Raw genomic sequence first — 12776 nt, 5'->3', positions numbered from 1 at the left:
GCTATTCTATATCGAATAGAAAAGCATATAGTATAACACAATTACTTTTAGTCTGGGCAAGGAGGCTGTGCTACCTTGGGTGAAAGGATTACATTAAGTGTCATTAAGGCAGACATTGGCGGCTTTGTGGGCCACTCCAGCGTCCACCCGCGGCTGCTGGAGACAGCGGAACGTTACCTGGCAGAAAGCAAGCTCCTCATTGATTACCGGGTGGCCCACGTTGGTGACGATATTGACCTTATTATGACTCATAAGTATGGCGTTGATTGCCCGGAAATTCATCATCTGGCCTGGAATGTTTTTCTCCAGTGTACCGAGGTGGCCCGGGAACTAAAGCTTTACGGCGCCGGCCAGGACCTGCTGTCGGATGCTTTCTCCGGTAATGTCAAGGGCATGGGTCCCGGGGTCGCGGAAATGGAGTTTGAAGAACGCAAGAGCGAACCTATAATCGTTTTTGCTGCCGATAAAACCGAACCCGGCGCCTGGAACCTTCCCCTTTATAAAATGTTTGCCGACCCCTTCAATACTATCGGCCTGGTCATCGATCCCAAGATGCACCAGGGATTCCGTTTCGAGGTCTATGACCTGATAAAAAACGAGCGGGTAGAGTTCTCCCTGCCGGAGGAGCTCTATGATCTCCTGGTCTTCATCGGCGCTCCGGGGCGTTACTGCATCAAGTCTGTTTACTCGAAGACAACCGGCGAGATTGCAGCCGTTTCCAGTACCCAACGCCTGAACCTCATGGCCGGGCGCTATGTCGGGAAGGACGATCCGGTCTGCATTGTCCGTTGCCAGAGCGGTCTGCCGGCTGTAGGTGAGGCCCTGGAGCCCTTCGTTAATCCCCACCTGGTAGCCGGCTGGATGCGGGGTTCTCATATCGGCCCCCTGATGCCGGTAGGCCTCGATCAGTCGGCACCGACACGCTTTGACGGGCCGCTGCGGGTGGTAGCCATGGGCTTCCAGCTGTCCGGCGGGCGATTGGTAGGGCCCCAGGACTTCTTCGGCGACGTGGCTTTTGATAAGGCCCGCCAGACGGCTAACGAGATTGCCAGCTACCTGCGTTCCCTGGGTCCATTCGAACCCCACCGCCTGCCCCTGGAGGACATGGAATACACCACCATGTCCGAGGTCATGGCCAAACTGAAGAACCGTTTTGTAAAGGTCGACCATCGGGACGACCGGGAACCGGCAGCCGAAGAATTGGGAGCCAAATAGGCCGGGGAACCGCTAAAAAGGGCGTAACGATGGTTTAAAGGCATCAGCGTTTTGGGGGAGTCCCTCATGAGGGTTAACGTCCCCGCTAGCGAACAATGAACACTGAAAATGTGGCTGAGAGGCAAGGGGCTGGAGGGTACAGGCGGAGGGCGACTTGGTTCGAGGCGTTAGCAAACTCAGCGAAGCCGTAGCGAGGCAGCGGTGAACGGGATGGGGATCGTAACGTGGCTTCAGGAACGAGATGCACCATGCTCCGTTATGATTGATCAAAGAGATAAAGCCAAGCCACCCCCGCCGCCGAGCAAGGCTGAGCGTAAAGTTTGCTAGCCGAGAACCTTGGAGACCGGAGCCTGTACCCTTTGCCCTAAAGAAGCTGGAGCACAGCTCAATCAGTAATCACCATTTTTGGTAAAACTTTATTTCCGGAGGAGCCACCTGAGGGTGGCTCTTATATTTTTTAGGTAACTCATTCCGGCCGGGTTCATAAAAATGTATTGAAAAACCTTCTTGCATCCACTTGCAGTTTGTGGTGTAATAAAATCTGTTGCAAAACCCTACAGGGGGCGATGGTTATGCTGGACCAGACCAGGACACCGGTCTTTACGGCGATAAAACAATATATAGATGATGAGGTTATTCCCTTCCACGTGCCCGGACACAAGCAGGGCCGGGCCCTGCCGGAGTTTAAGGAGTATGTGGGCGAACGGGTCCTGGCCATGGATTTGACCTGTGTTCCGGGCCTGGATAATATCTGCAACCCCCGGGATGTCATCCGGGAGGCGGAGGAACTGACGGCGGCGGCCTACGGAGCGGAACACGCTTTTTTTCTCGTCAACGGCACCACCTCCGGCATCCAGGCCATGATCCTGGCCGTCTGCCAGCCAGGGGACAAGATTATCATTCCCCGCAACGCCCATCGCTCGGCCCTGGGGGGCCTTATCCTGAGCGGGGCCCGGCCGGTATATATTGAACCGGAGATCAACGCTGACTTTGGTATCTCCATGGGTATAACCCCGGAACAAGTGGAAGCGGCCTTAAGGGAACACCCGGACGCGAAAGCAGTCTTCGTTATCAGCCCCAATTACTACGGCACCGTCCCTCCGTTAAAGGAAATCGTTGCTATAGCCCATAGCTATGACGTGCCGGTATTGGTCGATGAGGCCCACGGTGCCCACCTGAAGTTCCATCCGGCGCTACCTCCTTCAGCCATGGAGGCGGGGGCGGACCTGGCGGCAACCAGTGCCCATAAGTTAGCCGGTTCCCTGACCCAGAGTTCCTATCTCCTGCTCCAGGGGGGAAGGCTGGATCCTAAGCATATCAAAGCGGTCCTTAACCTTTCCCAGACCACCAGTCCTTCTTATATCCTCCTGGCTTCCCTGGACGTAGCCAGAAAGCAGATGATCCTCAAGGGCCGGAAACTCTTGGAACGGACCCTGGAGATAGCCCATTGGATCCGCGGAGAGCTATCCCGCATCGAAGGCCTGGCCATTATGGGTGAAGAGGTTACCTCCCTGCCTGGTTGCAGTTACCTGGACCCCACCAAGATTACTGTCAACGTCCAGGGGCTGGGGTTGTCCGGTTATGAAATGGAAACCCTTTTACGCCGGGAGTATAAAATCCAGGTCGAGCTCTCCGACCTCTATAACGTCCTGCTCCTGGTTTCCATAGGTGATAATGAGGAGACCGCCGGTAAGCTGGTAGCTGCCTTTAAAGATATAGCCAGGAAGCGCTCCTTAAAGAACGTAGTCCGCTTTTGCCCGCCCTTGCCGGCCATTCCCCGCATGGCGGTCTTGCCCCGGGAAGCCTTTTACAGCCAGACTTATTGCCTGGAATTGGATTATGCGGAAGGAGAAATCAGCGCCGAAGCCATTACCGCCTACCCGCCGGGTATCCCCCTGGTCTGCCCGGGAGAGGTTATTACCAGGGAGATTATAGATTACGTTAACCTGCTGAAAAGAGAGCATGCCGACTTGCAGGGGCCGGAAGACCCGGAACTCAAGGTTATCCGCGTCTTGAAGGATACGGTGAGTATGCTCGAACACGGGGCGGCCAGCCGGGCCGGGCTGGCCTGAATCATGGCCCTGTAGCCGGTAGCAGGCCGAATAGGTTTACGCCTTGACATCCCCCGGCGCCGTTTCCTATACTAAAGGAAAAGTAACAGCTTTTCTCCTGGGGGTGCAGGAAATGATTTATGGTATCGTTATCCTGGGCGGGGCAGTCCTGGCCCTGGGGTATTACCTTTACCGCCAGCAAAAGGATCCCGGTTATAGTATTTTCCCCCACAACCAGCAGTTAAAATAAAAATAACCACCCTGAAGCGGGGTGGTTTTTTTTCGGCTCGTACAGGTATAGGAGTTAATCTGGTGGTGAAAGTCGCCTGCAACCCGCAACTTAGACCTACACTACCTCCATTAACTGGACGTGGCGGAAGAAGCTGCAGGCCTCGTGTTTGCCGGCGCAGGGGTTCAAGGGGCAGCCGTGGTCGGTTTCCCAGCAGTTTTTTCCCTGTTTCAGCAGGCAGCCATCCTGGCCGCTGTAGGGGCAGCCGCGGACGGTGGCGCAGGTCAGGGTGTCTTCGGAGCTCAGGACATTCTTAATGGTATAGCTATCCCGGGATAAATCCTGGACAACGATATAAACTTCTTCCGGGTCCAGGCCGCCATAATTGATCATGGCCTGGCGAACAGCTTCGATGAGTTTCTGTTTTCTGGCCCGGTCGGGACCCTCCCAAATCTGGATGGTGGCCAGGGGCATGGACATCATCTCCTGCAAACCTGTTTATATAGGAGTTCGCTGCCGGGATTGTTTTTCCTGCCTGAAGAGGTCCAGTGCCGGTATCTCCGGCCAGGTATGAGAGGATTTCGTTCCCTTGTGTCGAAATAAAGGCGTGGCGGGAAAAAGGAGTGGCCGGTAGTGCGTAAGATGCCAGTTGAGGCCCTGAAACCGGGTATGGTGGTAGCCCGGGCTATTTACAGCGCCGAGGGGCGGGTCTTACTCAATAAAGGGGTAACCCTGAAACCCAGTTACCTGGTTCGCTTGCGGGAACTGGGCATACCGGCAGTTTATATCGTCGACGAAGTCCTGGGAGATCTGGAAGTAGAAGACGTTATTAGCGAACAAACCCGGTTGCAGGCCATAAAGGCTATGAAGGATCTCTTTGGTACCTGCCCTCAGGGGAAACCTACCCATACTGCTTTGCTGGTCGATTCTGCACGCATCCAGCGGGTGGTCAATAGCCTTTTAGAAGATCTTTTAAGCCGTAAAGATCTCATGCTTAATTTAACAGATATCAGAGCCCTGGATGATTACACCTTTGCCCACTCGGTGAATGTATGCGTGCTGGCCCTGATTACCGGTTTAACCTTACACTACAGTCGCTCCGCTTTAATGCAGCTGGGGGTGGGGGCGCTGCTTCATGACATCGGCAAGACCTGTCTGCCCCTGAGTATCCTCAACAAACCCGGCAAACTGACGGTGGAGGAGTATGAACTGGTCTGCCGCCATCCCCAGTGCGGTTTTGATATTCTCCGGCTGCAGGAAAAAGTGAGCTTGCTTTCGGCCCGGGTGGCCCTGGAACACCACGAACGTTACAATGGTAGCGGTTACCCCCGGGGATTGAAGGGTGAAGAGATTCACGAGTTTGCCCGCATCACTGGAGTCGTCGACGTTTACGATGCCCTTACCGCTGACCGGGTTTACCGGCGGGCTTACCCGCCCCATGAAGCCTATGAGATGCTGGCCGGGGCGGGAAACTTCATCTACGACTACCGGATAGTCAAGGCCTTCCTGTTTAATGTTGCTGCCTATCCTGTGGGGACGCTGGTAGAGTTGAATAATGGCGAGATGGGGGTGGTTACCGGGACAGCCCGCGGCCATTCCCACCAGCCCCGGGTACGTCTCCTCTACCACTCTGATGGAACACCCTATAAAGAGCCAGTTACGATAGACTTGACTGTCGATTTACATCGTTTCGTCAGCCGCGTTTTGCCGGCTGCGGCTTTACCGGTAGGAGGCGCCGGGAACCCTGGTACCGGAGATGACAGGTGGGGCGGCGGGTGTTATAATCTCTATGGAAGGAGATGAGGTTATGCCGACTTATGATTTTAAATGTAATGAATGCGGGCACCTCTTCAGCCAGTTTGCCGCCATCAAAGAGAGGGACAAGGTCCGCTGCCCGGAGTGCGGCGGTAAAGTAAGCCAGCGGTTTACAGGTTTCCTTTACACGCGTAAAGGAAAACCTGGCGCCGCTTATAGCAGCAGCAGTTGCAGCGGTGGCAGTTGCAGCACCTGCAGTGGCTGCCATTAGAAAGAGACCCCCGCATCGGGGGGTGATAAGTCCGGGAAAGCTTTTCCCGGCTTTATTTTTTCCTAAGAAGACGATGGCGATTGCTGCCGGTCGTCTTCAAAGATTTCGCGAATGGCCTTGAACGGCATGGTGGCAAGACCGGCACTCAGCCCTGCGGCCCGGTTGATAACCTGATCGGTGGTGGAGGTACTATCCTCCGGCCATATTTTCTGGGCCACCAGGAAGGGCATGGCTACCAGCTCTTCTACCATTTCCAGGCTTTGGCGAATGAGGCCGTTAAGGGACATTTATCAATCACCTTCTTTAGCGTATCCTGCTGCCGGTTCCAGGGCCGGGCTATGACTTTTTCTTTAAAGCCAGCAGGTAAATATCCTGGTTACCAGCGGCGTTGATGAGTTTTTCGGTTTCCTGCAGGCGTTTGGTTTGTTCGTCGCTTAAGCGGGCAACTTCTAATTCATTTAATTTCGCCATAAAAATCTACTCCTTTACTCCGGGTTTATCATTATCATGCACCAGAAATAGTCCTTTATACCTTTAAAAATCTACGTTCAAATTGTCATGAGTTTAAAGGATGCCCGAAAGGAGTTATCCCTTTCGTGGTAACCTTTATTTTTTTGCTTAGATAATACTTAAACTTTACCATCAGCCAAAAATCCTTGACACTTTATTTACGGTTATTTATACTGAAACATAAACATATTTTGCGGCTTTTATCGCGCCGGCCCTGGCGCCCACCAACCGGTAAAGAGTGAGGAGGAGAAATCGTGGGGCTGATTATCTATCTTGACGGAGAGTATGTAGATGAAGAAGAGGCAAAGTTATCAGTATTTGATCATGGCGTACTATATGGCGACGGCGTCTTTGAAGGGATCCGCGCCTACGATGGCCGGGTTTTTCGTTTAAAGGAACATATTGACCGCCTGTATGATTCCGCCCGGCATATCAATCTGGATCCCGGACTGAGCAAAGAGGAAATGACCCGGGTGGTACTGGAGACCTGCCGGCGTAATAATTTACGGGATGCCTATATACGCCTGGTAGTTACCCGGGGTAAGGGCGACCTGGGCCTGGATCCCCGCAAATGCCCCCGGCCGTCCATCTTTTGTATCGCGGCGGCCATTGAACTCTACCCGGCGGAATTATATGAAAAAGGTCTGGAACTGGTCACCCTGGGTACGCGCCGTAATTCCCCTGATGCCCTGGACCCGCGGATTAAGTCTCTGAACTACTTGAATAACATCATCGCCAAAATGGAGGCTACCCGGGCCGGAGCTCCGGAAGGGCTTTTCCTGAATAAAGAAGGTTATGTGGCCGAAGCCACCGGCGATAACATCTTCATCGTAAAGAACGGGCAGTTAATCACCCCACCGCCCTTTGTGGGCCTTCTGGAAGGCATTACCCGTAACGCTGTTATGGAGCTGGCGGCCAAAGCCGGCATACCGGTTTACGAGAAGGTCTTTACCCGCCATGATGTCTATGTGGCTGACGAGTGTTTCCTCACGGGCACGGCCGCGGAAGCTATTCCGGTAGTCAAGGTGGACGGTCGGCCCATCGGTAACGGCCAGCCGGGCCCCATAACCAGGGATCTCATTGCCCGGTACCGTGAGTTAACTAAAACCGACGGTCCGAAAATCTTTGCCTGATCAAGGGAGAGGAAAACCGTGCGCAGCGATGCTATGAAAACGGGCCTGGCCCGGGCTCCCCACAGATCGTTACTTAAAGCCATGGGCCTGACCGAGACGGAAATCGAGCGGCCGATTATAGGTGTTGTCAATGCCCATAATGAACTCATTCCCGGCCATATACATTTAAATAACCTGGTGGAAGCCGTAAAAGCAGGGGTGCGCCTGGCCGGCGGTACGCCCCTGGAGTTTCCCACTATCGGTGTCTGTGATGGCCTGGCCATGAACCATGTGGGGATGAAGTATTCCCTGGCCAGCCGGGAGCTCATCGCCGATATGATTGAAGTAATGGCTATGGCCCATCCCTTTGACGCCCTGGTATTTATCCCTAACTGCGATAAGATCGTCCCCGGGATGCTTATGGCAGCAGCCCGCCTGAACCTCCCTGCCATTTTTATCAGCGGCGGTCCCATGCTGGCCGGCCGTTACCAGGGCCGGGATGTTTCCCTGAGTACTATGTTCGAGGCTGTAGGGGCTGTCCAGGCCGGGAAGATGACAGAACAGGAACTGGCCGCCCTGGAGGACTGCGCCTGCCCGGGCTGTGGTTCCTGTGCGGGTATGTTTACCGCCAACACCATGAACTGCATGGTTGAGGCCTTAGGGATGGGCCTGCCGGGTAACGGTACTACCCCTGCAGTGAGCGGCTCCCGGGTACGTTTGGCTAAAGAAGCCGGTATGCAGGTGATGAAATTACTCCAGGAAAATATCCGGCCCCTGGATATTATGACGGCTACAGCCTTCCGCAATGCCGTGGCCGTGGATATGGCCCTGGGTGGTTCGACCAATACCTGCCTGCACCTGCCGGCCATAGCCCATGAAGCCGGCGTAAAACTTGACCTGAATACTTTCAACGAAATCAATCGGCGGACGCCCCAGATCTGTAAGCTCAGCCCGGCCGGCAGCCAGCACATCCAGGACCTGGATGAGGCCGGCGGTATCCCGGCGGTGATGAATGAGCTCTACCGTCATGGCCTGATTGACGGCAGCGCCCTTACTGTGACCGGACGGACAGTGGCTGATAACGTCAGCGGTCGGGTGGTAAGCCGGCGCGAGGTTATCCGGCCTGTGGAAGACCCCTACAGCAGGGAAGGTGGCCTGGCCGTATTGTATGGCAACCTGGCTCCTGAGGGTGCCGTTGTAAAGAAGGGCGCCGTGCTGCCGGAGATGATGCGGCATGAAGGGCCGGCGCGGGTATTTAACAGCGAGGAAGAGGCTTTTGCCGCCATTATGGGGAAGCAGATTAAACCCGGGGATGTGGTGGTAATCCGCTACGAAGGCCCTCGTGGCGGTCCGGGTATGCAGGAAATGCTCAGTCCCACGGCAGCCCTGGCCGGTATGGGCTTGGACAGCTCCGTGGCTCTGATCACTGACGGCCGTTTCTCCGGTGCCAGCCGTGGCGCCTCTATCGGTCACGTCTCGCCGGAAGCAGCGGCCGGGGGGCTCATCGCCCTGGTGGAAGAAGGAGATATCATCGCCATCGATATTGAAGCCGGCAAGCTGGAACTTAAGGTGCCGGAAGAAGAAATTGCCCGCCGCCGCCAGAATTGGCAGGCGCCGCCGCCGAAGATCACCGGCGGTTACCTGGGCCGCTACGCGCGCATGGTTACTTCCGGAGCCAGGGGCGCGGTGTTGGAGTAAAATATTTTAAGCGCAAAGGGGTGCTTTTTACCATTGGGGATCGAGCTGAAGGCAAAAAACTAACCGGAGCGGAGATTATTGTTCAGGCCCTCCAGGCAGAGGGAGTGGATACCGTATTTGGTATCCCGGGGGGCTCCGTCCTGCCCCTTTATCATGAGCTGGCGGTAGCCAGCATACGCCATATTTTAACGCGGCATGAGCAGGCAGCCGCCCATGCCGCCGACGGTTATGCCCGCGCCAGCGGCAAACCCGGTGTGTGTATTGCTACTTCCGGCCCTGGAGCAACCAACCTGGTGACGGGGATCGCCAATGCCTATATGGATTCCATCCCCCTGGTTGCCATTACCGGCCAGGTCAGTGTTCCTATGATTGGCCATGATTCCTTCCAGGAAGCCGACATTACCGGCATTACCCTCCCCATTACCAAGGCCAATTACCTGGTCAAGAACGTCCACGACCTGGCAGCTACCATCCACGAGGCTTTTTACATCGCTACCACCGGCCGTCCGGGTCCGGTGCTGATCGATATTCCCAAGGATATTACCACCCAGCGGGCACTGTTTCGCTACCCTCCCAGACTCCACCTTCCAGGTTACCGGTGCAAGGTGCAACCCCACGCCCTCCAGGTAGCCCAGGCGGCTGCCGCTATCGGGGCTGCGGAAAAACCTTTACTCTTTATTGGTGGCGGCGTAATCACCTCAGAAGCCCATGAAGAAGTACGGCAACTGGCTGAGGGCCAGGATATTCCCGTAGTCATGAGCATGATGGGCAAGGGCGGTTTCCCGGAAACCCATCCTTTATTTGTAGGCATGGTGGGCATGCATGGTACAGCGGCAGCCAACTACGCCATGTGTGAGACGGATCTCATTATCGGTGTGGGTGTCCGTTTTGACGACCGGGTCACGGGTAAAGTCGAAGCCTTTGCTCCGAAAGCTAAAATTATCCACATCGATATTGATGCCGCTGAGATCGGCAAGGTGGTTCAGGCCCATATTCCCATTGTCAGCGATGCTCGTCAGGGGTTGGCCGCCATCCTGGAGAAATTGTCGGGAAAAGGCGATCACCAGGCCTGGCGGCAGCAAATCCGGCGCTGGCAGGAAGAAAATCCGTTACGCTATGAAAAGAGTGGCCTGAAACCCCAGTATGTCCTGGAGGAATTATATAATCTTACTAAGGGGCAGGCCATTATCTGCACTGATGTCGGCCAGCACCAGATGTGGGCGGTGCAGTATTATCCCCTGAGCCGGCCCCGCGCCTTCCTTTCGTCCTGCGGATTAGGAACCATGGGCTTTGGCGTCCCGGCAGCCATGGGAGCCGCTGTTGCCCGGCCGGGGGAGCCGATTGTGGTTATTACTGGCGACGGTAGTTTCCAGATGAATATCCAGGAGCTCGCTACCATTAGCCATTACCAGTTGCCACTCAAGATTATTATCATGAACAACGGTTACCTGGGTATGGTGCGTCAGTGGCAGGAATTCTTTTTTAACCGCCGCTATGCCTACTCGGAGATGCTCGGTAATCCGGACTTTGTCAAGGTGGCTGAGGCCTACCGCATTCCGGGGCGGCTGGTTAACGAAAGCCGGGAGGTTGTTCCCGCTCTGGAAGAAGCCCTGGCTGCAGAAGGCCCCTTCCTGGTTGATGTCAGGATCGACAGGGAGGAGAACGTCTTTCCCATGGTGCCGCCGGGGGGCACCCTCAATAAGATGGTGACGGGAGGTAAGGGAGCATGAAGCGCACCCTTTCAGTCCTGGTGGAAAACCGTCCCGGCGTCCTGACCCGGGTGGCCGGTCTTTTCAGTCGCCGGGGTTATAACATTGACAGCCTGGCTGTAGGTCGTACCGAAAACCCTGCTATTTCCCGCATGACCATTGTCGTTGATGGTGACGAGCAGATTATCGAACAGGTCAGTAAACAGCTCAACAAGCTCATAGATGTCATCAAGATCAGTGACATCACCAACGACCCCTACGTCGGGCGGGAACTGATCCTTATTAAAGTAAACGCCGACCCTTCCGTACGGGGAGAGATTATGCAGATTGTCGATATCTTCCGGGCCCGGATCGTCGATATTGCCCGTAACAGCCTAATTATCGAAGCCACCGGCGATGCCGACAAAATCGACGCCATCGAAAACTCCCTGCGACCCTTCGGCATCCGGGAGGTAGTCCGGACGGGCAAGATCGCCATGCTCCGGGGGGCGAAGACCAGGGGAATGGAGGCCAGCGGCAATGGCACAGGAGACTAGCGGCCGCACTGGCGCCCGGGCCGTGGTTGAGGCCCTCCTGGACGAGGGTGTGGAACTGGTCTTCGGTTATCCCGGCGGGGCGGTATTGCCCCTCTATCATGAGCTGGCCCGGACGCCCATCCGCCATATCCTGGTTCGCCAGGAGCAGAACGCCGTTCATGCCGCCAGCGGTTACGCCCGCGCCAGCGGCAGAACAGGTGTCTGCTTTGCCACCTCGGGTCCGGGGGCGACCAACCTGGTCACCGGTATTGCCACCGCTTTTATGGATTCTGTGCCGGTGGTTATCTTTACCGGCCAGGTCCCGACGCGGATGGTGGGTAGCGATGCCTTCCAGGAAACCGACATTACGGGCATTACCATGCCTATTACCAAGCATAATTACCTGGTCAAGGATGTAGAGGAATTACCCCGAATCGTCAAGGAGGCCTTCTATATTGCCGGCACCGGTCGCCCGGGACCGGTGCTGGTAGATATACCCAAGGATGTGGCCCTGGCCCCCTGCCGGGCACCCTTACCGGAAAGGGTGGAGCTGCGGGGTTACAAACCCACCTATCATGGCCATCCGGGCCAGCTTCGCTCCCTGGCGCGAATCTTAGGCGAGGCCGAGCGGCCGTTAATCTTCGCGGGGGGCGGGGTACAGGTTTCCCGAGCCGAGGATTATTTACGCCAACTGGTAGAAAAGCTCCAGATACCGGTAGTAACCTCCCTCACGGGGCTGGGTTCCTTTCCCGAGGATAATCCTTTATCTTTAGGTATGGTCGGCCTCCATGGCAAGCCCTGCGCCAACCATGCCCTCATGGAGTGCGACCTCCTGGTGGGCCTGGGGGTACGCTTTGACGACCGGGTAACGGGAGCCCTGGATAAGTTCGCCCCCCGGGCCAGGATTGCCCACCTGGATATTGACCCGGCGGAAATCGGCAAAAACGTCCGGGTGGATTTACCTCTGGTAGGCGATATCAGCTGTATCCTGAAGGAACTCCTGCCCCTGGTGGAACCCGCCGGACACGGCCCCTGGCTGCAGCGCATTAAAGAATTGCGTAATCTCTACCCCCTGACCTATGGCCGCGGCGGCGAGGTGCGGCCCCAGTGGGTAATCGAGCGCCTGGGGGAGATGACCCGCGGCCAGGCGATTATTACTACCGATGTCGGCCAGCATCAGATGTGGGCAGCCCTCTTTTACGGTTTTACCGAACCCCGCACCTTCATTTCTTCCTGTGGCCTGGGAACCATGGGTTACGGCCTGCCGGCAGCCGTGGGCGCCGCCCTGGCCCGGCCCGATAAACAGGTGTGGTTGATAACCGGCGACGGCAGCTTCCAGATGAGCATGGCGGAACTGGGTACAGCCAGGGAGCAGGGCGTACCTTTAAAGATTTTACTTTTCAATAACCAAAGCCTGGCCATGGTGCGCCAGCTGCAGCACTTTTACTATGAACGCCAGTATACCGCCATCGAGTTTACCGGCAACCCCGACTTTGTCCGCCTGGCGGAGTGCTACGGGGCCGAGGGGTTGCGTATAAGTAAGCAGGAAGAAGTGGTGCCAGTCCTGGCTCGGGCTATGGGCAACGACCGCCTGACATTGATTGAATGCCTGATCAGTCCTGAAGAGATGGTATACCCCATGGTCCCGGAAGGGGCGGCCCTGGACGAGATGATTCTTCCGGAATAATTTTTTTCAGAGGAAGGGCGATGC

The 12776-nt window shown here is 55.9% G+C and carries 13 protein-coding genes; 10 read left to right on the top strand and 3 right to left on the bottom strand.

Going from position 1 to position 12776, the window contains the following annotated elements; all coding sequences use genetic code 11:
• The first annotated feature begins 75 nt into the window (after window positions 1-75).
• The 3 genes from fbp (at window position 76) to MOTHE_RS13370 (ending at window position 3516) form a co-directional block, all read left to right on the top strand.
• Window positions 76-1215 (top strand): fructose-1,6-bisphosphate aldolase/phosphatase, encoded by a 1140-nt coding sequence (gene fbp, locus MOTHE_RS11255; RefSeq protein ID WP_053095128.1) that lies wholly within the window; start codon window positions 76-78, stop codon window positions 1213-1215.
• A 572-nt stretch (window positions 1216-1787) separates the two neighbouring features.
• Window positions 1788-3287, top strand: coding sequence for an aminotransferase class I/II-fold pyridoxal phosphate-dependent enzyme (locus MOTHE_RS11250; protein WP_011393748.1), 1500 nt, complete (start codon window positions 1788-1790; stop codon window positions 3285-3287).
• Window positions 3288-3330: 43 nt separating this feature from the next.
• Window positions 3331-3516 carry a hypothetical protein gene (locus MOTHE_RS13370; protein WP_025773445.1) on the top strand — a complete coding sequence of 62 codons (186 nt, stop codon included), beginning with the start codon at window positions 3331-3333 and terminating at the stop codon, window positions 3514-3516.
• Window positions 3517-3612: 96 nt separating this feature from the next.
• Here MOTHE_RS13370 and MOTHE_RS11240 read toward each other — a convergent pair whose 3' ends face one another.
• The gene (locus MOTHE_RS11240; protein ID WP_011393747.1) at window positions 3613-3969 is read right to left on the bottom strand and encodes a tautomerase family protein; all 357 of its coding nucleotides are present in this window, start codon (window positions 3967-3969) and stop codon (window positions 3613-3615) included.
• A gap of 168 nt (window positions 3970-4137) precedes the next feature.
• Here MOTHE_RS11240 and MOTHE_RS11235 point away from each other — a divergent pair, with 168 nt between their 5' ends.
• Both MOTHE_RS11235 and MOTHE_RS11230 read left to right on the top strand, forming a co-directional pair.
• Entirely contained in the window at window positions 4138-5298 is a 1161-nt protein-coding gene (locus MOTHE_RS11235) for an HD-GYP domain-containing protein (RefSeq protein ID WP_231115269.1), read from the top strand.
• Window positions 5299-5302: 4 nt separating this feature from the next.
• Complete coding sequence (locus MOTHE_RS11230; protein WP_053095126.1) at window positions 5303-5521, top strand: FmdB family zinc ribbon protein; 219 nt, start codon at window positions 5303-5305, stop codon at window positions 5519-5521.
• 62 nt (window positions 5522-5583) lie between these two features.
• Here the strand turns inward: MOTHE_RS11230 and MOTHE_RS11225 are convergent, their stop codons facing one another.
• Both MOTHE_RS11225 and MOTHE_RS14040 read right to left on the bottom strand, forming a co-directional pair.
• A complete protein-coding gene (locus MOTHE_RS11225; RefSeq protein ID WP_011393744.1) occupies window positions 5584-5808 on the bottom strand; it encodes a hypothetical protein in 225 nt (74 codons plus the stop codon).
• Window positions 5809-5857: 49 nt separating this feature from the next.
• Complete coding sequence (locus MOTHE_RS14040; protein WP_255302958.1) at window positions 5858-5992, bottom strand: hypothetical protein; 135 nt, start codon at window positions 5990-5992, stop codon at window positions 5858-5860.
• 293 nt (window positions 5993-6285) lie between these two features.
• On the opposite strand from MOTHE_RS14040, the gene ilvE reads away from it, so the two are divergent.
• From ilvE to ilvB (MOTHE_RS11200), 5 genes are read left to right on the top strand one after another with little or no spacing between them, the layout of a single operon-like run.
• Complete coding sequence (ilvE, locus tag MOTHE_RS11220; RefSeq protein ID WP_011393743.1) at window positions 6286-7164, top strand: branched-chain-amino-acid transaminase; 879 nt, start codon at window positions 6286-6288, stop codon at window positions 7162-7164.
• 18 nt (window positions 7165-7182) lie between these two features.
• Complete coding sequence (ilvD, locus tag MOTHE_RS11215; RefSeq protein WP_011393742.1) at window positions 7183-8841, top strand: dihydroxy-acid dehydratase; 1659 nt, start codon at window positions 7183-7185, stop codon at window positions 8839-8841.
• A gap of 20 nt (window positions 8842-8861) precedes the next feature.
• Complete coding sequence (gene ilvB, locus MOTHE_RS11210) at window positions 8862-10571, top strand: biosynthetic-type acetolactate synthase large subunit (RefSeq protein WP_011393741.1); 1710 nt, start codon at window positions 8862-8864, stop codon at window positions 10569-10571.
• Window positions 10568-11086 carry an acetolactate synthase small subunit gene (gene ilvN / locus MOTHE_RS11205; RefSeq protein WP_011393740.1) on the top strand — a complete coding sequence of 173 codons (519 nt, stop codon included), beginning with the start codon at window positions 10568-10570 and terminating at the stop codon, window positions 11084-11086. The genes ilvB (MOTHE_RS11210) and ilvN overlap by 4 nt, the downstream gene beginning before the upstream one ends.
• Window positions 11070-12752: a biosynthetic-type acetolactate synthase large subunit gene (ilvB, locus tag MOTHE_RS11200; protein ID WP_011393739.1), complete on the top strand. Its 1683-nt coding sequence runs from the start codon at window positions 11070-11072 to the stop codon at window positions 12750-12752. Before ilvN ends, ilvB (MOTHE_RS11200) begins: the two co-directional genes overlap by 17 nt.
• The last annotated feature ends 24 nt before the right edge of the window (window positions 12753-12776 follow it).

Source organism: Moorella thermoacetica (genome assembly GCF_001267405.1).
Taxonomy (GTDB): domain Bacteria; phylum Bacillota; class DSM-521; order Neomoorellales; family Neomoorellaceae; genus Neomoorella; species Neomoorella thermoacetica.
The sequence above is the reverse complement of the archived record's forward strand: the minus strand, read 5'-3'. Positions and strand labels throughout refer to the sequence as shown.

Bases quoted from the DNA above. Each gene is read 5' to 3' on its own strand.
- MOTHE_RS11250 (WP_011393748.1), top strand. From the start codon at position 1,788: ATGCTGGACCAGACCAGGACACCGGTCTTTACGGCGATAAAACAATAT.
- MOTHE_RS11240 (WP_011393747.1), bottom strand. From the start codon at position 3,969: ATGCCCCTGGCCACCATCCAGATTTGGGAGGGTCCCGACCGGGCCAGA.
- MOTHE_RS11235 (WP_231115269.1), top strand. From the start codon at position 4,138: ATGCCAGTTGAGGCCCTGAAACCGGGTATGGTGGTAGCCCGGGCTATT.
- MOTHE_RS11230 (WP_053095126.1), top strand. From the start codon at position 5,303: ATGCCGACTTATGATTTTAAATGTAATGAATGCGGGCACCTCTTCAGC.
- MOTHE_RS11225 (WP_011393744.1), bottom strand. From the start codon at position 5,808: ATGTCCCTTAACGGCCTCATTCGCCAAAGCCTGGAAATGGTAGAAGAG.
- MOTHE_RS14040 (WP_255302958.1), bottom strand. From the start codon at position 5,992: ATGGCGAAATTAAATGAATTAGAAGTTGCCCGCTTAAGCGACGAACAA.
- ilvN (WP_011393740.1), top strand. From the start codon at position 10,568: ATGAAGCGCACCCTTTCAGTCCTGGTGGAAAACCGTCCCGGCGTCCTG.
- ilvB (WP_011393739.1), top strand. From the start codon at position 11,070: ATGGCACAGGAGACTAGCGGCCGCACTGGCGCCCGGGCCGTGGTTGAG.